The sequence below is a fragment of the Deinococcus sp. genome (assembly GCF_018260405.1).
GTDB lineage: Bacteria > Deinococcota > Deinococci > Deinococcales > Deinococcaceae > Deinococcus.
Window position 1 is genome coordinate 51,103 of record NZ_JAGLBG010000001.1, and the last position, 20,785, is coordinate 71,887.

Here is a 20,785-nt window from a genome sequence, read left to right on the forward strand (position 1 = left end):
TGCAGATTCGCAGCAGGAGAATGCACGAGGTCGCCGAGTTCGGGGTGGCGGCTCACTGGATGTACAAGCAGGGCAACCAGCTGGCCCAGCGCGACCGTGAAAACTGGATTTTGCAGCTCAAGGAGTTGCAAAACGAGATCAACGACGCTTCCGACTACATGGACGCGGTCAAGAGCGACATCCTTTCGCAGCGGGTGCGCGTCTTTACCCCCAAGGGGCTGGCGGTATCGCTGCCTGCCGGAAGCACCCCGGTCGATTTTGCCTATCACATCCACACCCGCATTGGGGAAACCACGGTAGGCGCCAGGGTCAACGGCAGCATCGTGCCGCTGTCGCACCGCCTGGACAACGGCGACATGGTCGAAATTGTGACCAGCAAGGTGGGGAAGCCCAGCAAGGACTGGCTCAACTTTGCCATTACCCGCAGCGCCCGCACCAAAATCCGCCACCATTTCCGGACCCAGGAGCGCGAGGTAGCGCTGGGGCGCGGCCACGACCTGCTGGAGCGTTACCTGCGGAAGCGGCAGCTGGCCGTGCGTCAGCTGATGCGGACCAAACTGCTGGAAGAAGCGACCCATAAGCTGCTCGGCACCCGCAATCCCGACGACCTGTATCTGGCGCTTAATGCCGGAAAACTAACCCCGGCGGTGGTGGCGCGTATTCTCTCGCCCAGTCTTGCACAGGAGCAGGTCAGCGCGGCGCAGCGTAAGGGGCCGGTGCCGCGTGCGCCCGAGCCGGGCGGCGTCTTCGTGGAGGGCTTTACCACCACGACCAAACTCAGTCACTGCTGTAATCCCATGCGCTACGATCAGATCATGGGCTACCTGACCCGTGGGCGGGGCGTCAGCATTCACCGGCTCGACTGTCCCAACATGATTCGTCTGCTTAAAGACGAGTCCGAGCGCTGCATCGCCGCGAGCTGGGACGCTGGAACGGCAGGCAACACCATTGTCGAACTCGATGTGCTGGCCCCCGACCGCAGCGGGCTGCTGGCCGACGTGCTGGGTACCCTGACGCAGCTCAGGGTCAGCCCCATGAAAATTGAGGCGGGGGTAGGAGCCGACGATGTCGCGCACATTTCTCTGCGCCTGGCTGTGTCCGGACACTCACAGCTTGAGCAAATCCGGCAGGCCATTCTCAAGGTGCCGGGCATCAGCGACGTCGTGCGCCTTGGCCGCAAGGGGGCGCGTAGCCGCAGCGCCAGCAGCGACTGACCGAAAAGCTCAGGTTGAATGGCAATGGAGTTGAATGGAACTGAGGCAGGGCAGCTCTCAGGGAGCGCTAAAGTCGGCCTGTGAGCCTTATTCTGCTGCCAGACCTCGGCGACCTGTTGCGTTTACAGCCCCAGTTCAATGCGGGTACCGTCGTCGAACTGGTCCGGGCACTGGGAAGCCGGGCACTGGGAAGCCGAGAAGGGGGAAGCCAGGAAGTGGTCTGGGTCAGCTCCAATGACCCAGACCACCCACTGCGCGATGCGCTGCCCGCCGCCGGAATAACCGTTCGGGACGGTCTGCTGCGCGACTGGAGTTGGGCGCAGCGTGACCACGAAGAACTGGTGGGGTATCTCGGGCAGTATCCGCAGGGCCGTGAGCGCTTGCAGGCTGTAGCACAGGCGGAAGCCGAACTGAGCCAGCAGTTGACCGTGCCGTTGGCTCCCGCGCAGCTGTTTGGCAACGGGACAGATGGCGGGTTATTTCGCGCCGTACAGGACTACCACCAGACTCTGCGTGAGCAACTCGATGAAGGACCGGGCACCCTCTGGCGGGCAAAACGCCTAGCCGAAACCGTGCAGGCACTTGCAGGCCAGCAGGGACTGGTGCTCGCCCCTTTCGACGATCTTCCCGCCTTGCTGCAACACGTATCCGGCGCTGAACTTCCCGACCTCACCGGCTTCAGCCCTGGCGAAATCAGCCGCCTGCGAGCACTTGCCGACCGGGCCTGGCAGCTACATGAGGAAGACGATCCGAATGCCCTGCTCGAAAGCCTGACCCGTGAAACCGGAGACGAAGTGACCCCGAAAGCCGAACTCGACACGCTGGCGGCTGGAATCTATCTGGCAGCCGGTGAGTTGGGCGCGGCCCGTGAGCTGCTTGAGCGGGCCGCGCATGGCCTGACCGATGGACAGCCGCGCAGTCTGGCCGGTCTGGTTCTGGCGCGGCTGGGGCAGGTGCGCGACCTGCAAGGCGAACGTGACCTGGCCCGGCGAACCTATCAGGCGGCGCTGGCCCTCCAGCACGCGGCCCAGGTGGTGCGCGAAGTGGCCGGGCAGGGACTATTGACGCCTTTTGTCCTGTCGCCCGGGCCATAGTCATGCTGCCTGGTGCTTCTAGCACAGAAGGGGGGTGTGTGAAGAGCAGCCTAAGAACAGCCTCCCTTGCTGTCCGTGCCACCGTGGTGAGATGCACCCGGACGGGGCGGGGGGGGCTAGGAGTGGACACTGACACCCAAACTGCTTATACTTGAAATGTTGCCCGCCAGACGGCGGGTTTTTACCAGCGACATCTGACCCACAAAAGTGGGCGCTGGGAGCAGCTTAAGCGCCGTAAGGCGGCAGTTGCGAAAGGAGCATCTCATGGCTAAAGACGGCCCGCGCATTATTGTGAAAATGGAAAGCAGTGCTGGTACCGGTTTCTACTACACCACCACCAAGAACCGCCGTAACACCCAGGCCAAGATGGAACTGCGCAAGTATGATCCCGTGGCTAAAAAGCACGTTGTGTTCAAGGAGAAGAAGGTCTGAGTCACCCTTCGGGGCAGACTTTTGATCTCTTCTCCTAAGGTGGCGACGGCATGAATATCGCTCAGTATTTCAGCGCGGCCCGCGAGGAACTTTCGCGTGTGTCGTGGCCTTCCCGCACCGAGGTACTGGAAGGGACGCAGGCGGTGATCATTTTTGTGGTCGCGCTGACGCTGATCGTCTGGCTGATGGATGTCCTGTTTAGCACCGGAATCCATCTGGCGCTCAAGTGAGCGTCGGCAGTTTCACAGGCTGGGGAGCGCAAGCATGAGCATCGAATGGTACGCCGTTCACACGTATGTCGGTCAGGAAGACCGCGTGCAGGAACAACTGATGGACCGCGCCAGAAAACTGGGCATGTATTACACCAAGATCTTTCAGGTTATTCAGCCTGAAGAGCAAAAGGTGGAAATTCAAGAAGGCGGCAAGAAGGTCATGGTCACGAACAAGCTGTTTCCTGGCTACGTCTTCGTGCAGATGGATATCGAGGATGACGACGCCCCCGGTGAGCTGGGCGAGTCGTGGGAAGTTGTGCGCGGCACCAACGGCGTGACGGGTTTCGTCGGCACTTCGACACATCCGGTGCCGCTGGCTCCCGACGAGGTCGAGCGCCTGCTGGCCTCGGTTGGTGTCGGGGCGCAGCCTGTCGCCGAGGAAGCGCCGCGCGTCAAGGCCAACTTCAAGTCGGGCGACATGGTGCGCGTGACTGCTGGGCCATTCGCCGATTTCAGCGGCGTGGTTGGCGAAGTCAACGAGGCGCAGTCGAAGGTCAAGGTGCTCGTTAGCATCTTTGGCCGTGAAACGCCTGTCGAACTTGATTTCTCGCAGGTCAGCCGCTAAATCAGGCTGCTTCAACTGGTTTCACGCTGGCCTCTTGGCAAATGTGAGCCAGATAGAGTAAAATAGAAAAGTTGCTGTGTTTCCAGCGTCGAAACACGGAACTTAGCGTCAGCACCCCACACCTGAGTTTTAACGGTTTGTCACTGTGCTGGGGGAGCTAAGGAGGAACGTAATGAAGAAAGTCATGGGGATTGTCAAACTGCAACTCCCGGCGGGTAAGGCCACTCCGGCCCCGCCCGTGGGTCCCGCGCTCGGTCAGTACGGTGCGAACATCATGGAATTCACCAAGGCGTTCAACGCCCAGACCGCCGATAAAGGCGACGCGATTATTCCAGTCGAAATTACTATTTTCGCAGATCGCAGCTTCACCTTCATCACCAAGACCCCGCCTATGAGCTACCTGATCCGCAAGGCTTCGGGCATCGCCAAGGGCAGCGCCACCCCCAACAAGGCCAAGGTCGGTAACCTTAACTGGGATCAGGTTCTCGAAATTGCCAAGACCAAGATGCCCGACCTGAACGCAGGCAGCGTTGAAGCCGCCGCGAACACGGTCGCTGGCACCGCCCGCAGCATGGGCGTGACGGTCGAGGGAGGCCCCAGCAATGGCTAAGCATGGTAAGCGTTACAACGCGCTGGTCGGCAAGATTGACCGCGACAAGCAGTACAGCATCGACGAAGCCGCCGCTCTGGTCAAGGAACTGGCAACCGCCAAGTTCGATGAAACCGTCGAAGTGCACTTCCGCCTTGGTATTGATCCTCGCAAGAGCGATCAGAACGTGCGCGGTACGGTCGCGCTGCCTCACGGGACGGGCCGCACTGTACGCGTCGCTGTGATTACCAAGGGTGAAAATGTGGCCGCCGCTGAAACGGCTGGGGCCGACTATGCTGGCGGCGATGAACTGATCGACCGCATTGCTGGCGGCTTCATGGACTTTGATGCCGTCGTGGCGACCCCCGACATGATGGCGGCTGTGGGCCAGAAGCTTGCCCGTCTGCTTGGCCCCCGTGGCCTGCTGCCTAACCCTAAGAGCGGCACCGTCGGTCCCGACGTGAGCGGCATGGTCAAGGGCCTCAAGGCTGGCCGTATCGAGTTCCGTAACGACAAAACTGGTGTGGTTCACGCGCCGATTGGTAAGGCCAGCTTCGATGCCGGGAACCTCAGCGCGAACTTCAGTGCGCTGATCTCCGCGCTCGAAGGGGCCAAGCCCGGCAGCGCCAAGGGCGTATTCCTTCGCAGCGCTTACCTGACCACCACCATGGGGCCAAGTATTCCGCTGTCTGTCAGCAGCAGCGTTTCCTGAGTTCACCGGGAATGGGTCTAGGCCTGTTCCCTTTTCCTAACGGCATTCCGGTGCAGCAAGTTCGCACCTGCTTTTAACAGGTTCTTGGTCACTTCGCCCCTATTCGGCATCAAAGACAGCGGGGACGCTAGCCACGTTTAAATATCCCGCCGAGTTGTCAGGTTGCGGCGCAGCACTGCTCGCGAAATTTTTGCACCTGAACTTGTTCCCACTAAGGAGGTTCACCGCGTGGCGAACGAAAAAAACCAGCAGAACCTCAGCAGCCTTCAGGGCAGCCTCACAGGAGTCGAAACGTTCTACGTCGTCGATTACCAGGGACTGACCGCCGGGCAACTGAGCCAACTGCGTAAAGACATCCGTGAAAAGGGCGGGCAGCTTATTGTTGCCAAAAACACCCTGATCAATCTGGCTCTGCAAGCAGGTGGGCGTGATTTCACCGAGTCTCTCAAAGGCCCCAGCGCCCTCGTCCTGGCTCATGAAGACCCCGCAGGCGTTGCCAAGGCCCTGACTCAGGCAGCCAAAGGCAACGACAAGGGAATCCCAAGCATCAAGGCCGGGTTCGTCGAAGGCAACAAAGTTGATCTGAACTTTGTGAACCGTCTTGCCAGCCTCGGCAGCAAGCTGGAGCTACAGGCTGAACTGGTCGGCGTCATGAGCGCCCACCTCAGCAGCTTCGTGGGCATCCTCGAAGCCTACAAAACCAAGCTTGAAGGCGAAGGCGAGAGCGCTTAAAGCGTTCCGCCGGTAGCTTTCCGATTTTAGCAGTCATTCAACTATTTCATTCCTGGAGGAATACATCATGGCTTACGACAAACAGGCTCTTATTGATCAACTCGGCACCCTCACCATTATGGAACTCGCTGACCTCATCGACGGTCTGAAAGAAACCTGGGGCGTTACCGCCGCTGTTTCGATGGGCGGCGGCGCTGCCGGTCCTGCGGCGGCTGCCGTAGAAGAGAAGACCGACTTTGATGTCGTGCTGATTGACGCTGGCGCTTCGAAGATCAATGTCATTAAGGAAATCCGCGCCATCACTGGCCTGGGTCTGAAGGAAGCTAAGGACATGAGCGAGAAGGGCGGCGTTCTGAAGGAAGCCGTAGCCAAGGACGAAGCCGAGAAGATGAAGGCCCAGCTCGAAGCAGCTGGCGCAAAAGTCGAACTGAAGTAATCCTTCCGTTCCGGAATGCAGCCCCCAGCCACTGTGGTTGGGGGTTTCCTGTTGGGTCGCCAGTTTCAAAGGCTTCTGAAGGTCAATTGTGTCCTGGTATTCGTTTCTGGGATGTTTGACCCCGTATGCTGCGTAAGTTCCACACCAGCGACGGATTTGATCCATGTGCCCGGTAATACACAGGAACATGCGATTTATGTTGGTGCGAGCAAGGAGAATTAAGATGGCTACAGGTAGAGTTAAGTGGTTCAACGCGGAAAAAGGCTTCGGATTCATCGAGACGGAAGGCAGCGCCGACGTCTTCGCGCACTTCAGCGCGATCAACGCTCAGGGCTTTAAGAAGCTCAACGAAGGCGACGAAGTAGAGTTCGAGATCGAAGCTGGTCAGAACGGTAAAGGCCCCCAGGCCAAGAATATTGTCGTTACCAAGGCAGCCCCTGCCTCGGCCTACGGCAACAGCAGCGCTGGCGGCTCACGTCCCCCCCGCCGCGATGATCGCTGGTAATCAGTAAAACATCGTAATCGTCAGTCCCCTGCCTGCGTGGTAGGGGGCTTTTTTATGATCTGAGTTCCTTCCTCAGCTGCGCGGCCAGCGTAAACCACTCGCCTTCTTGACGGCGGTAAAGACTGGTGGCCTTCTGCTCAGTTCTTTTCATTGCGTCCAGTAGGGCCTGCGCTTCATCTCGGCGGCCCTGTGCCAGCAGGTAGGCAGCGTAACGGGCGCGTGGCTCCTCGGTGGTGGCTCCCAGTAGGGCTTCTTGATAGGTCTGGTCGGCGGGCAGATTCTGTTTTTCCTGCGCCTGAGCCAGCAGGGTCAGGGTGCGGGTGCGGGTTCCGGCGCTGGTTTTCAGGTCGACCAGGTTCAGCTTTTGTTCGGCCTCACCCGCTTTGCCACGGGCCAGATCAAGTTCGGCAGATGAGAGCAGCACCAGGGGATCGTCGGCGTAAATGCCTCTGAGGAGTGGGTCCAAGGTGGCCTGGGCTTCTTCTAGTTTGCCTGCGCGGGATTGCAAAGCCGCCAGATCCGTGCGGTGTTGCAGGGTGTCGCTCTCTGCGAGTGCCGCCGACGCCTCACGAATCCGCACGTCGAGCGATTTGAGGGCATTGACCCCCCTGGACACAGCCTGCCCGGCCTGCCTTCTGGCCCCGCCAAGCCAAGGAAAAAACACCGTGACGGCGTACACGACCGCTCCCACCGTACTGAAGATGCCGCCGAAAAAAGTCGCCATCCCCAGGATAAAAAGCCAGTAGAGTTCCTGGCGCGTGACCAGCGCGTGAATAAAGCATAGGGCCGTCAGGACACGCAGCAGGAGTAGCAGATAGGGGAGAAGGTGCTGAATGGTCAAGCCGTCCATAGCAACAGAATACGGTACGCGGTGGTGTGCTCTGAGGACATTAAACGCACTGCCAATTGAACCGGGCCGCTTTGGATTCGACCAGGGCAGACTCGCAAAGCTGCGCCTCAGAGCGAGCAGCAGCAAACCGGACTGTCGGGCATGGAGTTGGCAACCCAGTAGCCTTGCGGGTTGGGAACGAAACAGGTGGCCGTCCGTATTAGCTGGCAAGGCCGGGCGGGTCAGCCTTATGGAACCGCTGGCACCAGGCTCCAGTAGATTTCCAGGGCGTAGCGGTCGGTCATGCCAGCGAGGTGGTCACAGATTGTGCGCGGCAGTCCATCGGCCTGTTCGCGGCGGCGGGGCCGGGGCGGCAGCATGGCCGGGCGCTGCATGAAGGCGTGAAACAGCGTTTCCAGGACGCGGGTGGCCTGTTCGACCTGCATCTCGACCCGCCAGTGGTGGTAGAGCTTTTGGGCCATGAACGCTTTCGTCTCGCGCAGTAGGCTGCGGGTTTCGGGGCTATACTCGATCAGTTTCTGGGGTTGCGCGTGAACGTCCGCCGCCGACTGTACGCCGCTTTGCCTGATGCTTTGGTCGCTGCTGGTGGTCAATTCGTCGATCAGCCAGCTTAGAAGCTCGCGGTGTAGCAGGCGGCGGTCCAGCGTGTCGAGGTCGCTGCCGCGCAGGCCCAGCTGGTCGCGCAGCTTTTGCCAGAGCCCCAGCCCGGCCAGTTCGTGGTTCTGGATCATGCCGCTTCTCAGGCCGTCGTCCAGATCATGGGCGGTGTAGGCCAGCGCGTCAGCGAGGTCCACGACCTGCGCTTCCAGACCCGGTTGGCCCAGGCCGCTGCGGTGGTGCTTATTAAGTCCGTCGAGGGTGTCCAGGGTCAGGTTAAGGCCCGGGTGGTGCGGGTAGCGGTCTTCCAGATGTGTCACGATGCGGTGGGCCTGCAAATTATGGTCGAAGCCGCCGTGTTCGGCCATAAGTGCATTCAGGATGCGTTCGCCCGCGTGCCCGAACGGGGGGTGACCCAGATCATGGGCCAGCGCCACCGTTTCTGCCAGGGTTTCGTTGAGACCCAGGTTCAGGGCCACGGAGCGGGCGACCTGTTGCACTTCCAGCGTGTGCGTCAGGCGGGTGCGGTAATGATCACCCCTGGCATTCAGAAACAGCTGGGTCTTGGCTTCCAGTCGCCGGAAAGCGGTGGTGTGCAAGACGCGGTCGCGGTCTTTTTGAAAGGCGGTGCGCGTGCGGCTGGTGTCCTCGGGGTATTTACGCTGCGCCGCCGCACTGAACGTGGCGTAGGGGGCGAGGGTCGTCGCTTCACGGATTTCCAGATCGGTGCGCAGGAACATGGGGGCATTGTGGCAGATGATGCCCGGTGTCCGGCAGCCCGTCGGCGGCCCGGCCCAGACGCCCGCTGTTTTCCCGAAATGCTCTAGAGTCGGCACATGAGTGATTTAGGCCCGTCTCAAGCCGACACGCAGGTGCTCTACGAGGGCCATATTCTCCGGTTAGAAGTGATCGGGGGCAAATGGGAAATTATCCGGCACGCCGACGCCGTGGCTATCCTGGCGCTGAATGAAAGGGGCGAGATGCTGCTGGTGCGCCAGAGCCGTCTGGCGATTGGTCAAACCACCCTCGAAGCCCCCGCAGGGCTGATTGAAGCCGGGGAAAGTCCTGAGGCGGCGGCCCGCCGTGAGTTGCAAGAAGAAGCTGGCTTCGACGCCGATATGACCCTGCTGACCCGCTTCTATTCGTCACCGGGCTTTTGTGATGAGCAGCTGTATGTGTTTGAGGCGGCCCGTCTGCGTGAATCCCGCCTGCCGATGGATGAGGACGAGGACATCGAGGTCGTCTGGATGACGCCCCAGGCGGTGCTGGACGGGCTGCGTAACGGCTCGGTGGTTGGCAGCGCCTCGACCATGAGCGCGGCCCAGTTCGGAGTGCAGCGCCTGAAGGAGCGGCCCCAGGCCCAGCACGGGCAGGCCCAGCCTTGAAGACCTATGTTTCGCCGGGGCAGCGCCCGGATACCGACACAGTGGTCGCCATCGGCAGTTTCGACGGGGTTCACCTGGGACATCAGGCTCTGATCGCCCAGCTCAAGGCCAAGGCGCGGGAGCACCGGGTGCCCAGCGTGGTCTACACCTTCGACCCTCCGACGCGGGTGCTGACCCAGGGCGTCGAATTCCTCTCGACCCTGCCCGAAAAGCTGGAACTGCTTAAGCTGTACGGCGTGGATGAGACCATCGCGGTGCCCTTTACGCCCGAATTCGCCGCGCGTCCCAAGGAAGAGTTTTTACAGGACCTGCGCTCTTTACGGCCCCGCGCCATTGTCGTGGGTGAAGACTTTCACTTTGGGCGGGGGCGTGCGGGCGGTGTGGCCGATCTACGGCTGGTGGCCCCCGAGGTCGTCACGCTGGCGATGCATCAGCTGGGCGGCGGTGACATCAAAAGTACCCGCGTGCGTGAACTGCTCCGGGCGGGCGAAGTGCAGGCCGTCAGCCGCCTGCTGGGCCGCCAGTACGACGCCGAGGGGGTTGTGGTCAAGGGCGATCAGCTGGGCCGCACCATCGGCTGGCCCACGGCGAACCTTCAGGTGGCGGCGGGCAAGGCGTTGCCGCTGGGCGTATTCGCGGTGACGGTGCAGCGCGAACGGGACGGGCGGGAGGAACGCTGGGCAGGCATGGCAAATGTCGGCTCCCGGCCCACTGTGAACGGCACCGAGCGCCGCTTCGAGGTCAATCTGTTTGACTTTGATAAAGACCTCTATGGGCAAGAACTTCAGGTTAAGTTCTATGACAGGTTGCGCGGCGAGCAAAAGTTTGCCGGTCTGGAAGACTTGAAAGCTCAGCTTGCCCGTGACGCCGAGCAGGCGCGGGCGGTGCTCGCTGGGCTGCCGGGAAATGTGTACTGATTGCGCGGGGCGGGGAACTTAAGCTCTCTTGAGTGCGTACTCTCTGGTGATGAAGCGATTTGCTGCCGTGTTACTGGCTGGGCTGACCCTGACTTCCGGGTTGACCGACGCTGCTCGCCGGAGTGGAGGTGGGTTCGGCGGAAGCCGGAGCAGCAGCTACCGGAGTGCACCTTCCCGGAGCAGCACCTACCGGTCGTCTCCCCGTTACGTTCCGCGCTCTGTGCCCACCGCGCCGCCCACTGCGCCGCAGAATACCTCGACAAGCAGGTACACTTCGCCGGGTTCTGTGGGGTCCCGCACGCCCAGTACGGCCCAGCGACGGGCAACTCAACGGCAGGTGTCTTTGCCTAGTAACGCGGCTATCCGCACTCACCCGCTGAATACAGCTGCCGCCGCCAAAGTGACCCCGGCGCAGTGGAGCAGCTGGAACAAGGTGACACTGCCCGCCGGGGTTTCCCGCAGCGCGATAACCTACAGTGCAGCGCCCAGCAGTCAGTATCAGTACCAGCTTCAGCCGGGGCGTTACTACCCCTACCCGCAGAGTTATTACCGCCAGCACGCAATCGGCTACGACATTCTTAAGTACGCGCTTATCTTCACGGCGGTCAATGGCATTGCTAATGCTGCCGCGCCCCAGCCAGCGCTTTCTTATCCGAGTTACAGCACGCCCGCTGTGAGGCCGCCGCGCAGTCCCAATCTATGGACGTACGCTGGCGTGGGGTTTCTGGCCGCTGCCGCCGCGTGGTTTCTGATGGGTCGCCGCCGCTAGGTACAATCAGGTCTGTCCTACAGACCGCCCTGGCTTTATCCTTCGTCGATCTGCGCCAGTTTCTGAATCCGCTCGGCCAGTTCGGACAGGTTCAGTGCCCTCAAAGCCTTGGTGGTGCGCGTGATTCCCGCCTCGTCTATGCGGCCCTGGTTCCAGCCTGCAATAAGTATGGCGCAGCCTTGCAAGGCGTCTGAGACAGTCTCCTTATGAAACATGGCGGCAAGGTTTCCCGTTTGTGGCGGCGTGGTCTGCTGCACCTGCGCCTGAACATCCAAGACCACCTGCATAAAAATCTGGTCGAGGCGGGCACGGTCGTTGGGGGCAATGGTTTTTCCGGTCATGGGCGACAGTTTAGACGGCCTAGGCCTATCAGACCATTGATTCCAGAAAGCCGGAGCGTTTCGGTGCCAGCATTTGCACAGGCGCACGCCAGCAGGCCAGCCCCCCAGGACTGGGGCGGTCAATGCTATAGGCGCGGGTGTCAGCTTTCACGCAATTTGCGAAGCGAAACGCCGTAATCCCCAAAATTTAACAAAATATTTGAGAACCAGTATACACAATAATTGCAAAATCTCCAGAAATTTAATACATTAATTGAGAAATGACTCCTGGCATCCCTGACGCACCGGCGCGGAAGATCAAGAAGTCTTACCGGTCGGTTCGAGGGAGTTTGCCCTCCATTGACGGCGGGCCCAGTCTTGGGTATGAGTCCACTCTGGAACGAGACTTTTACATCATTCTCTCCATGGATCCGGTCGTTGAGCGTGTGCTGCCACAACCCGTCACGCTCTCGTTCCTGGACGATTCAGGGCGAAAGCGGCGCTACACGCCAGACGTCCTCGTGACCTATCAGTGCGGGCGACCTCCGGCAATGTTTGAGGTGAAGTACAGCTCAGAATTGCTCGAAGACGCAGACCTTTACCGATGCCGGTTTCAAGCAGCTGCGGCTTACGCCGCAGAAAGAGATATGACCTTCGCTGTCATCACGGAAGACCAGATCAGGACAGGCCGCCTGCAGTGGGCCACCTTCCTGCGCCCTTACTGCTTCCGGGCTCCCTCTCCAGAGCTTGAAGCCAGGCTAGTGGGCGCGTTGGAGTCCCTGGGAGAGACGACGCCAGCGGAGTTGCTTGCCGGTTTCCCAGTTCATGAACACGGGATATTGATCCCGGTACTCTGGCAACTCGTTGCCCGTCACCGGGTCTGGATGGACTCCGAGGCTCCCGTCACCATGCAGAGCTGCCTGCGCTACAGGGCTGGCACGTGACCCGGCTCCGGGTACGGCCAGGCACACGGGCGGTCTATCGGGGAGAACAGGTGCGGATCGTCTCCATCCATGCCTTTGGTGAAGTCCAGGTCAGACGGGAGGACGGCACCCTCACCGACGCCCCGGTCGAGGAGTTGACGCCCGTTCAGGCCGCTTCAGCGACCCCAAAAGTGGGAACCGCGAGTGGCTTCCCGCTGGATTCACCTGAGCACGCCCGACGCATGGAAAAGGCGAAGGCCAAGCTCGTCGCGGTACAGGAACTGCTCGCTCTTGGCTCAGACCGATCGTCTGAACGGGTAGCCAGGATAGCGGCGGATAACAGGATCAGTGTGTCTACACTTTACCGTTGGGAAGCCGTTTACCGGCGCTCGGACTCGGTGGATGCGCTGGTGAGGCCGCAGAGATCTGACAGGAATCGCAACCGGACTTCAGAAGAGGTGGAGGCGTTGATCGAGCGCGTCATCAACGCCTATTTCCTGACCAGGGAACGGCCCACACAGCAAAGCGCGTATCAACGTCTCCGTGACGACATTGACCGGGCCAATCGGAGTAGGGTCGGGGAAACGCCACTCCAGACACCCCATTTTGCGACCTTTCGGAGGCGGCTGTTGGACATCAGTGCCGAACGGCGAGTCAGCCGCCGCTACGGGCCAAAGGCAGGGACACTGCGCCAACTGATCATCTCAGCCTACCCGGGTGCCATCTCCCCCCACTCGGTGGCCCAGATCGACCACACCCCGATCGACCTGATCCTGGTCGATCAGCGCCTGCGCCAACCATTGGGGCGTGCGTTCCTGACGCTGATCATGGACGTGTATAGCCGTATGGTGCTCGGCTTTTCCATCGGCTTTGAAGCGCCGTCTTCGTATGGGGTGGGCATGGCCATCTCCCAGGCCATCTTGCCCAAAAGGGGCTGGCTGGTGACCCGCCAGCAGGAGGTGGACGCAGCCCTGGCTGATCTGCGCCGCCAGCTTGGTAAGACCAGCGAGGAAGCCTCTCTGAAGCTGGAGTGGCCGTGCTGGGGGAAGCCGGACAAGCTGTTCATGGACAACGCCCGTGAGTTCGATGGCAAGATGCTCCACTGGGCGCTCGACAAGCACGGCATCGTGCATGAATTCCGCCCGGTGGGCCGCCCCAAATACGGCGGCCACATCGAGCGACTGTTAGGTACGTTCAGCAAGGAGATCCAGTCCCTGCCGGGAAGTACCTTCAGCAACACCCAGGCGCGGGGGGACTATGACGCTGAGGGCCGGGCAGTGATGACCCTCGACGCGTTCGAGACTTGGTTGACGGCCTACATATTGGGCGTTTATCACCGCAAGGTACACAGCGAACTCGGGGTTACGCCCCTGGAAGCCTGGAAGAATGGGCTGACAAAAGGGACGGCAGACGCCCCTGCCCGGGGTCATCCCGAACTGATCATGGGTGATGAAGCCGAGCGCCTGCGCCGTGATTTCCTGCCGTCCTTTGAGCGGACGGTGACGCCGGCGGGCGTGACCTTCGAGGGGGTGACCTACGTGGGTGAGGCTTTGGCTCGCCACCTCCCGCCCGCGAAGGTCGGGCGCAACGTGAAGCGCCGCAAGGTGACGGTTCACTACGATCCGTGGGACATGAGTGGGGTTCTGTTTCTCGATCCTGACCTCGATACCTATTTTCCACTGCGATCCCGTCAGCTTGACTTTCCTGGACTGACCCTGTGGGAACTGCGGGCTGCCCGGCGCTTCGCTCGGAAGAACAGGATGCGTGCGGATGACGATCTGGCGATCATGCAGGCCTACCGCGTGATGCGGGAGGTGCAGTCTCGCGAGGAGCAGGCGACCCGCGGAGCCCGGCTGGAGTCCGAGAAGCGTCGCCGTCAGCTCAAGAAAACCAAGGAGGCTGGCTCCCCCGTCATTGATCCCCCTCGGCCACCTTCTGCGAAGCGCCCAGCTCTGGCGGAGTTCCAGGAGTTTGGTGATATCCGTCCCTTTGACGATGTGCGCGACTGAGCCGCGCCCAGGTGGCCGATGCTGGCGCTCAGTGGCATGCGGCCCTGTCCTGCCCCATTCCAGGCTGATCGGACACTTGCTGTGGGCGGCGCCGTAGGCTACGATATCGCAGAGGTGTTGCAGTTGACACAAGAGCGCTCTCTGAGGGACAAGGCCCGCACCCTGCTCGACGCACCAGTGGAGGAGCGCCTTCTCTATATCCGGGAGGATCACTGGATCGGCTATCCGGCCGCCCAGATGGTGCTGGCCAAACTTGAAGACCTTTACGCTGCGCCGGACGTGACTCGTCCTGAGAACGTCCTGATCGTGGGCCACACCAACAGTGGGAAGAGTTCCATCGTGCGGGAGTTCGCTTCCCGTCATCCAGCGCAGAACGATCCACACGCCGGCCAGGCAGAATTGCCGGTGATCGTCTTCGATGCGCCGGCGGTACCCACCGAAGAGCGGCTCTACACCCATCTGCTCAATCAGCTTGGGGCCGTGACGCGTCCTTCGGAAGGGGTCGATGGCAAGCTCTTCCGTGTGCGCACCCTGCTGCGCCGCCTCGGTACGCGGGTGCTGGTGCTCGATGAGGTAAACAACCTGCTCGCCGCGAATCCCAGGATTCAGCAACAGGTGCTGACGTCCATCAAGGAGCTCGGCAACGACCTCGGTCGGCCCATTGTCCTGACAGGCACCGAGGTGGCTCTGGCTGCCCTGCGACTCGACCCGCAGGTGCAGAACCGGTTTCCTCCGGTCTTTCTGCCCCGCTGGGTGCTCAACCGCGACTATCTGCAACTGCTCGCGTCCCTGGAATCGTTCCTGCCGCTGAGGAAAGAGTCTCGGCTCGCGTCCGAGGTGATCGCTCCCCTGATCCTGGAGATGACTGACGGTCTCATCGGTGAGATGATCCTGCTGGTACGGCGTGCGGCGACTGAAGCGATCCGGACGAACGTTGAATGCATCACGGAAAAGCTGCTGCGCTCTCTGGACTGGCATAGCCCAACTGAGCGCAACCGGTTGTCGGCGGCCCTGGAACTGGGCGCTCCAGCGCGCCCTTCCTGAGCCGTGGAGGGGTTGCTGCCGCTCCGGCCCCGGCCATACGAAGGTGAACTGCTGTCCTCCTGGGTGCAGCGGCTCGCCCACGCCAACATGCAGCGGCTCTCCTACCTCACGCTGCTGTTGACCGGAGATCACGATATTTGGAGCCACGATCCTGACCGGCATCTGCGGCCGACATTCGGCCAGGCCCTGAGCAGGGCAACGGGAACACCGCTGGAAACCATCCACTCGCTCACCTTGGGAGCCGTGGCAGGCCGCGTCGTCCCCGCCCTCCCACAGCAGGCTCCAGTGCGCTGGATCATGCCCCTCTATCGGCGAGGCTACAGGCGGATGAAGCCCGGGGCGGCCTACTGCCCGGCGTGCCTCGCTGGCGCCCAAGCCCATGTGGCGCGGCACTGGCGCATGTCGTTTGCCACCAGCTGCCTCAAGCACGGTCTGCGGCTCCTGGACTGCTGCCCCGCCTGTGCCGCGCCCTTCGCGCCCCTGCGCAATGATCTGGGCCGAGGCCAGGACTGGAGCCTCCAAATGGAACTGCCCTTCGCCTTCTGCCCGGACTGTGGCGAAGACCTCCGGGGCGCAGCCACGATGCCCGCCGATCAAGGTGAACTCGCTCTTCAACAGCGCCTCGCCGATGCGGTGGACACAGGCACGATGGTCTGGTCAGGGATCGGAACGGTGCCGTCGCTTGAGGGATTCGACGTGCTCCACCAACTGCTGACGCTCATTCTTGGACGGGACGCACAAGGCTTCCTGTCCACCTCCTGCGGCCTCCCTGGCCCGGTGGGCCGAAACGAGCGACCCAACCGCTCGTTCGAGGATTACGGTCTGGAGGATCGCCGCACCCTGCTCGCGCAGATGGACTGGTTGATCTCAGACTGGCCGGCACATCTCGGACTCCTCTGCCGGTCGCTGAAACTGACCCGGCGTCCCCTGATGGTCAACTTCCTGTGTCCCCCGACCTGGTACGACGCGGTGGCCGAGACCTTCAGTCAGGCGAACGGCCGCCGGCGTTACGTCAGCCCGCCGCTCGCTGACCACGGCGCGCCCGATGAATTCGACCGGCAGGCGCAGCAGGCTCCCTCAGCCTCCGAGAGGCGCCGGTGGGCCATCCTGGCGGCCTATGCCAGGATGCCAGACACACGGGCGGTCTGCGAGGCTCTGGGCGTCCGCGCAGAGCTGGTGAGGCAGACGGTACGGCGTTACAACGAGAGAGGGTTTGAAGGTGTAATCGACGCTCGGCGGGGCAGCATTGTTGAGAAGCGTCGCATGCTTACGCAGGAGCAAGGCGTGGAACTGCAGGAGACGTTGAGGCGCCAGCCCATGAGCAATGCGGAATTGGCCGACTGGATCGCGCTGCGCGCTGGACGCCGGCCTGACGCGACGACGTTGTGGATGTATCGCCGGGGCGTGGCGAGCCACTCGTTGGAAGGACGGCGGGCCTGAGAAAAATAGCGAGAACGGCTCGTCTGTGATTAGCAGTCGCTCGGGTGCCCGGATGACCGAGAAGGATCTCTTCGAGATCATCCGTCGTCAGTCCGAGCAGATCGACGGGTTGATCGCCGAGAACAAAGCCCTCAAAGCGGAATTCGCCCACCTGTAATTGTACAAACACTAGACCTCTTGCGAAAGTCACGCCGTGCCAGTCAGGCAGTGGTTGCACACGGCTGCGATGAGATTCACACGTAAGGAAAAGCGCCGTCGTCGGTGACGGTACACGTCCTTCAGCACGCGAAAGATCTTCAACCGGCGTATGACGTGCTCAACCCGCAGGCGGGTTGACGCCAGCGCCCGGTTCTCCTGACGCTCTTCGGGCGTGAGCGATCTGGCCTTCGTCTCCTTGTGCGGTGTGATCGAGTGGCCATGATGACGCCAGATGACCTGATAACCGGCATCCCCGATCAGGGCGGTCTCAGGGTGGAGACGCACGCCCGACTGGCGAAACAGCGTGAGGTCGTGCATGGAACCGAAGGCGGTGGCGACACACCTGAATCTCCATCATCAAATGTGCGGAAGTTCCATTTTTAGGCCGCCAACGACAATACTTCAGGTTGTCAGCTGGGGACGATTCGTGCTGGACGGTGGGATCCTGCGGAAAGATGGCCCTTCGTTTCGCCCCGCAGGTGCAGCAGATCCGATCGTATTCTGGTGGGCGCGCGAGGTGGATGGTGCCAGTGTCGTGCCAGCAGTGATCGTGAACGTGAGCCTTCACGATCACTCGGCGCTGCGGAGTTCGGTTGCGTTACGAAAAAGGTGTTTTCTATCCTGATTGGGCTGGCCGGCGCCCAGCCCTCGTGGGCGCGAAGGTCAATCGTCACCACAATCCCGCGGGCACTTTGGATCGATTAGCCAGCATGGCGCTCTCGAATCTGGGGTAATCCTCCCTGGAGGTGAGAGGAACGAGGTGATGCAAGTCGCCCTCTCGGCACTTGAGCAGACGCGCAGCCTCGCGGGGCTCACCCAGCAGGTGCAAATTCCCCTGAACCTTGGGTTCTCCAGCCTCGATATCTCGCCGGGTCGGTCTCGGAACCGCGAGGGGCCGCCCATAGTCGATGCACGCCCGGCTGGCGTGCAGGCTGCCTCCCTGCACGTCGGTCTGGATCATCAGCACCCCCTGCGCCAATCCGGCCTGAGTCCGGTCCCGCTTGACGAAGTGGGCGGGGAACACTCCCACCCCGTAGGGATACTCGGAAACAAGCGCGCCGCCTTGTTCGAGGATGCGCCCAGCGAGGGCGGTGTGCTGCCGGGGAGCGATTGTCTGAAGGCCGTGGGCGAGAACTGCGACGGTGTGGCCCCCGACGTCGAGCGCCGCCTGGTGGGCCAGGGCATCGACTCCCAGAGCGAGTCCGCTCACGACACTCCACCCCCGCTCGGCTAGGTAAGTGGTGGAGCGGCGGGCGATCTCTACTCCATGGGGCGTGGGTTCACGGGTGCCGATGACCGCCACTCTCCGCTCCTGCCGCAACTCGCCCTTCACGAAGAGCAACGCGGGGGGGTCTGGGGTTTGCCTGAGCAGTGCGGGGAAGGCCTGGTCAACGAATGTGAGCAGGCGCGCGCCGTCCCGTCGGGCGTGGTCGAGGTTGTCGCGAGCCAGATCCGCCGCCTGGGCCACGGCGGCCTCCGTAAGTTTGGGTTCGAGGGTGGGCAGCAGCAGCCCCATCTCGCCCACATTGGTCTCCAGGAACTTGGGATGCCCGGCCAGCTTCAACAGGGTTCGTGGGCCAATGCCCGGAACGAAGCTCAGCGTGAGGAGCGTCTCTCCTCCCTCGCTGGCGACACCCCTCACGGGCGGCTCCGGTCACGGAAGCTAACCGTCTTTGCGATGGCGAGGGCCTGGACAGCCTCTGGGGCAACTCCCTGACTCTCCAGCAGGTTCCTGGCCCGCAAGAAGGTGCTACCGGTAGTGGTCACGTCATCGATCACCACATAATTGTGCCCGGGTGTGGCCCGAAAGGTGGGATGCAACAGGAGGTTCCGCTCCAGGTTCTCCCCCCGCTCCTCACCGTTCAGCAGCTTGTTGGAGGGCGTCCCTGGCGTGAAGTGGAAGACCGTTGGGTCGAGCAGGAGACCGCACCCGTCCTCTTTCAGCACCTCGCCAACCCGGTAGAGCAGGTTCTCAAGGCGCGGGGGCCGCTCCAACTTGGCGGGAATTATGGTCACTACGAGGTTCTGATGCTGCCGGGCCATGCCCTTGAGGATCCAGGCCACCACGTCCACCCAGACCGCCGGCACTTCGGCCTCACCGTGCTCCTTGTCCAGGATCTGGCGGGTGAGGGTGTGAGTGTCGCGTCCGGGAACGGCATGAACGCCCTTCTCGTCCTTTGGGGCGGTGAAGTACCGGCCGAGGATGGTGGTGGGCAGGCGCCGACCGCCTTTGCGCAGGCGACTGAATAAGTTGATCCGGAAGTGCTTGGCCTCCCGCCGAAGTTTGGTCAGGGGTGTCCCCGCGAGCGCCGCCTCCAGGGGCAATTCATGCAGCGCCAGGTCGGCCGCTACTTCCCCGAGCTGTTGGGGAACCGTGCAGACGGCGTGCGGTAGGGTCTCCAGCGCGTTGAAAAAGGTCCAGTCCCTGGTTGCCGTCGCCCCCTGAACAGGGGTGGAGCGCTGTTGCTGCCGGAACTGCTCTTCCAGATGCCGCTTCGTTTCCAGGGAGTAGAAATCGACCATCAGGGCGCGCGCCCCCGCCCTGTAGGCCATCTCCACGTCGTCGTCCTCATCGCCGATCACCAGCGTGCGCCCGGGTGACACGCCGAATCTCCCCATCAACTCCAGGAGGAGGGTGGGATCTGGCTTGTACCTGTGACCTGCCGCCCTGGCCTCGTCGTGGCCCAGCACCGCGTCCCAGGCGGTGCCCGGGTAGCAGTGATCAAGCAGGGCGTCCAAGTACCAGCGGGGGGACTTGGAGATGACGGCCAGTTTGGGGCCATCCGCCCCCGATTTCAGGGCCTTGATCCAGGCCCGCACGTCGCGCTGGGCCGAGGTGTTTCTCCGGCCCTGGTTCCACTCCTCGCCTGCCGCCGGGGCTAACCCCCGGAACGCCTTCAACGGGGTGGTGAAGGCCAGAGTATTGTCGAAATCGAAGACGATCAGGTCAAAGGGCACGACAGGTGAACTGGGTAAGGACGCCGCCTGAGCAGCGGTCTCCGTCTGCTGGGGAGCGGCTCCCCGCCGTCCCGGAGGCAAAAGAGAAGGGTTCTCGGAGAACCACCCCCGCACCAGCTCCGGGGTGAAGGCCTGGACTGGAGCGTTGCCAGGGGCGACCAGGGTGGGCCGGATGCCGTAGGTCGCTTGTAATTCCTCCAGCATCTGGCGGAGCTGACGCTCGCTCTCGAAGGCCAATGCGCCACCGAACAGAACGCGACCCTCATTCAGGAAGATGTTTCGGATGCTGCCCATCCCGGCGGGTACACCACTCGGTGCTGCCAACGCCGGGGTAAAGCACAGCCTCTCCACCTGCTTACTGGAGAACTGGGTCTGAACCTCGCGGCCCAAGACATGCTCGATCTGATTCCGGTAGTCCCGGACGTAATCGGCGGTTCGCAGGCGATCATAGTGGATGCCTTGCGGTACCCCCCCTACCATCTCGCCGAAGTAGAGCCAGCGGTGGTAGCTCTGCATGCCTCGAATGGTGCCGCCGATGGCGTCGGGCAGCCCCGGAAAGCGCAGTACCATCTCCAGCCGCTCGTCTCTGCGGTCAAAATGGGGAATCTGCTGCTCCAGCCCTGGAGCGAAGCACCCGTGAACAGTGAGGACGGCCGTCCCCGGCGTCGAGGATCTGAAAGCCGCCAGACGGTGTGCCGCACCCGCACCACGAAAAAAGAAGTTGTCCTGATCGCTCACGCCTCCACGCTAGGGGAAAGTCCGTCATCAAGAGCGCACATTTGAGGCATCCCTGCGAGGGCCAGTCTGCCAGAATGACCTCATCG

The 20,785-nt window shown here is 62.0% G+C and carries 22 protein-coding genes and 1 pseudogene; 17 read left to right on the forward strand and 6 right to left on the reverse strand.

All coding sequences use genetic code 11. From position 1 onward, the window contains the following. The 10 genes from QZ269_RS00250 to QZ269_RS00295 form a co-directional block, all read left to right on the forward strand. Positions 1 to 1,214: TGS domain-containing protein (locus QZ269_RS00250; protein WP_291423028.1), on the forward strand; the 1,214-nt coding region annotated here is incomplete at its 5' end. Positions 1,215 to 1,294: 80 nt separating this feature from the next. Continuing rightward, a complete protein-coding gene (locus QZ269_RS00255) occupies positions 1,295 to 2,308 on the forward strand; it encodes a hypothetical protein (RefSeq protein WP_291423030.1) in 1,014 nt (337 codons plus the stop codon). 264 nt (positions 2,309 to 2,572) lie between these two features. Then, positions 2,573 to 2,740, forward strand: coding sequence for a 50S ribosomal protein L33 (gene rpmG, locus QZ269_RS00260; RefSeq protein ID WP_022800165.1), 168 nt, complete (start codon positions 2,573 to 2,575; stop codon positions 2,738 to 2,740). A gap of 50 nt (positions 2,741 to 2,790) precedes the next feature. Continuing rightward, a complete protein-coding gene (gene secE, locus QZ269_RS00265; RefSeq protein ID WP_291423051.1) occupies positions 2,791 to 2,970 on the forward strand; it encodes a preprotein translocase subunit SecE in 180 nt (59 codons plus the stop codon). Between the two features lie 34 nt (positions 2,971 to 3,004). After that, the gene (gene nusG, locus QZ269_RS00270; RefSeq protein WP_291423053.1) at positions 3,005 to 3,577 is read left to right on the forward strand and encodes a transcription termination/antitermination protein NusG; all 573 of its coding nucleotides are present in this window, start codon (positions 3,005 to 3,007) and stop codon (positions 3,575 to 3,577) included. Between the two features lie 172 nt (positions 3,578 to 3,749). Beyond that, a complete protein-coding gene (gene rplK, locus QZ269_RS00275) occupies positions 3,750 to 4,187 on the forward strand; it encodes a 50S ribosomal protein L11 (protein WP_291423055.1) in 438 nt (145 codons plus the stop codon). After that, positions 4,180 to 4,878, forward strand: coding sequence for a 50S ribosomal protein L1 (gene rplA / locus QZ269_RS00280; protein WP_291423057.1), 699 nt, complete (start codon positions 4,180 to 4,182; stop codon positions 4,876 to 4,878). The genes rplK and rplA overlap by 8 nt, the downstream gene beginning before the upstream one ends. Positions 4,879 to 5,106: 228 nt before the next feature. Further along, positions 5,107 to 5,610 (forward strand): 50S ribosomal protein L10, encoded by a 504-nt coding sequence (rplJ, locus tag QZ269_RS00285; RefSeq protein WP_291423059.1) that lies wholly within the window; start codon positions 5,107 to 5,109, stop codon positions 5,608 to 5,610. A gap of 67 nt (positions 5,611 to 5,677) precedes the next feature. After that, positions 5,678 to 6,046, forward strand: a complete 369-nt coding sequence (gene rplL, locus QZ269_RS00290) for a 50S ribosomal protein L7/L12 (protein ID WP_291423061.1) — start codon at positions 5,678 to 5,680, stop codon at positions 6,044 to 6,046. 223 nt (positions 6,047 to 6,269) lie between these two features. Beyond that, positions 6,270 to 6,551 carry a cold-shock protein gene (locus QZ269_RS00295; RefSeq protein ID WP_291423062.1) on the forward strand — a complete coding sequence of 94 codons (282 nt, stop codon included), beginning with the start codon at positions 6,270 to 6,272 and terminating at the stop codon, positions 6,549 to 6,551. Between the two features lie 52 nt (positions 6,552 to 6,603). Here QZ269_RS00295 and QZ269_RS00300 read toward each other — a convergent pair whose 3' ends face one another. Together QZ269_RS00300 and dgt are read right to left on the reverse strand one after the other, a co-directional pair. Next, positions 6,604 to 7,401, reverse strand: coding sequence for a hypothetical protein (locus QZ269_RS00300; RefSeq protein WP_291423063.1), 798 nt, complete (start codon positions 7,399 to 7,401; stop codon positions 6,604 to 6,606). Between the two features lie 227 nt (positions 7,402 to 7,628). Beyond that, positions 7,629 to 8,738 (reverse strand): dGTP triphosphohydrolase, encoded by a 1,110-nt coding sequence (dgt, locus tag QZ269_RS00305; protein WP_291423064.1) that lies wholly within the window; start codon positions 8,736 to 8,738, stop codon positions 7,629 to 7,631. Between the two features lie 96 nt (positions 8,739 to 8,834). On the opposite strand from dgt, the gene QZ269_RS00310 reads away from it, so the two are divergent. The 3 genes from QZ269_RS00310 to QZ269_RS00320 are packed head-to-tail and all read left to right on the forward strand — an operon-like array spanning position 8,835 to position 11,069. Then, a complete protein-coding gene (locus QZ269_RS00310) occupies positions 8,835 to 9,383 on the forward strand; it encodes an NUDIX domain-containing protein (RefSeq protein ID WP_291423066.1) in 549 nt (182 codons plus the stop codon). Further along, complete coding sequence (ribF, locus tag QZ269_RS00315; protein ID WP_291423068.1) at positions 9,380 to 10,300, forward strand: riboflavin biosynthesis protein RibF; 921 nt, start codon at positions 9,380 to 9,382, stop codon at positions 10,298 to 10,300. The genes QZ269_RS00310 and ribF overlap by 4 nt, the downstream gene beginning before the upstream one ends. 49 nt (positions 10,301 to 10,349) lie before the next feature. Next, positions 10,350 to 11,069, forward strand: coding sequence for a hypothetical protein (locus QZ269_RS00320; protein ID WP_291423071.1), 720 nt, complete (start codon positions 10,350 to 10,352; stop codon positions 11,067 to 11,069). 35 nt (positions 11,070 to 11,104) lie between these two features. On the opposite strand, the gene QZ269_RS00325 is transcribed toward QZ269_RS00320, so the two are convergent. Further along, entirely contained in the window at positions 11,105 to 11,410 is a 306-nt protein-coding gene (locus QZ269_RS00325; RefSeq protein ID WP_291423073.1) for a hypothetical protein, read from the reverse strand. Positions 11,411 to 11,814: 404 nt separating this feature from the next. Between QZ269_RS00325 and QZ269_RS00330 the strand changes: the two genes are divergently transcribed. The 4 genes from QZ269_RS00330 (at position 11,815) to QZ269_RS00345 (ending at position 16,805) form a co-directional block, all read left to right on the forward strand. Continuing rightward, complete coding sequence (locus tag QZ269_RS00330) at positions 11,815 to 12,333, forward strand: TnsA endonuclease N-terminal domain-containing protein (RefSeq protein ID WP_291423075.1); 519 nt, start codon at positions 11,815 to 11,817, stop codon at positions 12,331 to 12,333. A 50-nt stretch (positions 12,334 to 12,383) separates the two neighbouring features. Next, positions 12,384 to 14,321 carry a Mu transposase C-terminal domain-containing protein gene (locus QZ269_RS00335; protein ID WP_291423077.1) on the forward strand — a complete coding sequence of 646 codons (1,938 nt, stop codon included), beginning with the start codon at positions 12,384 to 12,386 and terminating at the stop codon, positions 14,319 to 14,321. 81 nt (positions 14,322 to 14,402) lie between these two features. Next, entirely contained in the window at positions 14,403 to 15,365 is a 963-nt protein-coding gene (locus QZ269_RS00340; protein ID WP_291423079.1) for a TniB family NTP-binding protein, read from the forward strand. Positions 15,366 to 15,377: 12 nt separating this feature from the next. After that, positions 15,378 to 16,805 (forward strand): TniQ family protein, encoded by a 1,428-nt coding sequence (locus QZ269_RS00345; protein WP_291423081.1) that lies wholly within the window; start codon positions 15,378 to 15,380, stop codon positions 16,803 to 16,805. Positions 16,806 to 16,991: 186 nt separating this feature from the next. Here the strand turns inward: QZ269_RS00345 and QZ269_RS00350 are convergent. The 3 genes and pseudogenes from QZ269_RS00350 to QZ269_RS00360 all read right to left on the reverse strand — a co-directional run. Further along, positions 16,992 to 17,333, reverse strand: a pseudogene (locus QZ269_RS00350) (transposase family protein); the annotation flags it as partial. A 340-nt stretch (positions 17,334 to 17,673) separates the two neighbouring features. Then, entirely contained in the window at positions 17,674 to 18,645 is a 972-nt protein-coding gene (locus tag QZ269_RS00355; RefSeq protein WP_291423083.1) for a DNA-processing protein DprA, read from the reverse strand. Beyond that, positions 18,642 to 20,699 carry an HAD hydrolase-like protein gene (locus QZ269_RS00360; RefSeq protein ID WP_291423085.1) on the reverse strand — a complete coding sequence of 686 codons (2,058 nt, stop codon included), beginning with the start codon at positions 20,697 to 20,699 and terminating at the stop codon, positions 18,642 to 18,644. Before QZ269_RS00360 ends, QZ269_RS00355 begins: the two co-directional genes overlap by 4 nt. Positions 20,700 to 20,785: the final 86 nt, after the last annotated feature.

Excerpts from the sequence above, each read along its gene's own strand:
- rpmG (WP_022800165.1), top strand. The coding sequence starts at position 2,573 with ATGGCTAAAGACGGCCCGCGCATTATTGTGAAAATGGAAAGCAGTGCT.
- secE (WP_291423051.1), top strand. The coding sequence starts at position 2,791 with ATGAATATCGCTCAGTATTTCAGCGCGGCCCGCGAGGAACTTTCGCGT.
- nusG (WP_291423053.1), top strand. The coding sequence starts at position 3,005 with ATGAGCATCGAATGGTACGCCGTTCACACGTATGTCGGTCAGGAAGAC.
- rplK (WP_291423055.1), top strand. The coding sequence starts at position 3,750 with ATGAAGAAAGTCATGGGGATTGTCAAACTGCAACTCCCGGCGGGTAAG.
- rplA (WP_291423057.1), top strand. The coding sequence starts at position 4,180 with ATGGCTAAGCATGGTAAGCGTTACAACGCGCTGGTCGGCAAGATTGAC.
- rplL (WP_291423061.1), top strand. The coding sequence starts at position 5,678 with ATGGCTTACGACAAACAGGCTCTTATTGATCAACTCGGCACCCTCACC.
- QZ269_RS00295 (WP_291423062.1), top strand. The coding sequence starts at position 6,270 with ATGGCTACAGGTAGAGTTAAGTGGTTCAACGCGGAAAAAGGCTTCGGA.
- QZ269_RS00300 (WP_291423063.1), bottom strand. The coding sequence starts at position 7,401 with ATGGACGGCTTGACCATTCAGCACCTTCTCCCCTATCTGCTACTCCTG.
- dgt (WP_291423064.1), bottom strand. The coding sequence starts at position 8,738 with ATGTTCCTGCGCACCGATCTGGAAATCCGTGAAGCGACGACCCTCGCC.
- QZ269_RS00310 (WP_291423066.1), top strand. The coding sequence starts at position 8,835 with ATGAGTGATTTAGGCCCGTCTCAAGCCGACACGCAGGTGCTCTACGAG.
- QZ269_RS00320 (WP_291423071.1), top strand. The coding sequence starts at position 10,350 with ATGAAGCGATTTGCTGCCGTGTTACTGGCTGGGCTGACCCTGACTTCC.
- QZ269_RS00325 (WP_291423073.1), bottom strand. The coding sequence starts at position 11,410 with ATGACCGGAAAAACCATTGCCCCCAACGACCGTGCCCGCCTCGACCAG.
- QZ269_RS00330 (WP_291423075.1), top strand. The coding sequence starts at position 11,815 with ATGGATCCGGTCGTTGAGCGTGTGCTGCCACAACCCGTCACGCTCTCG.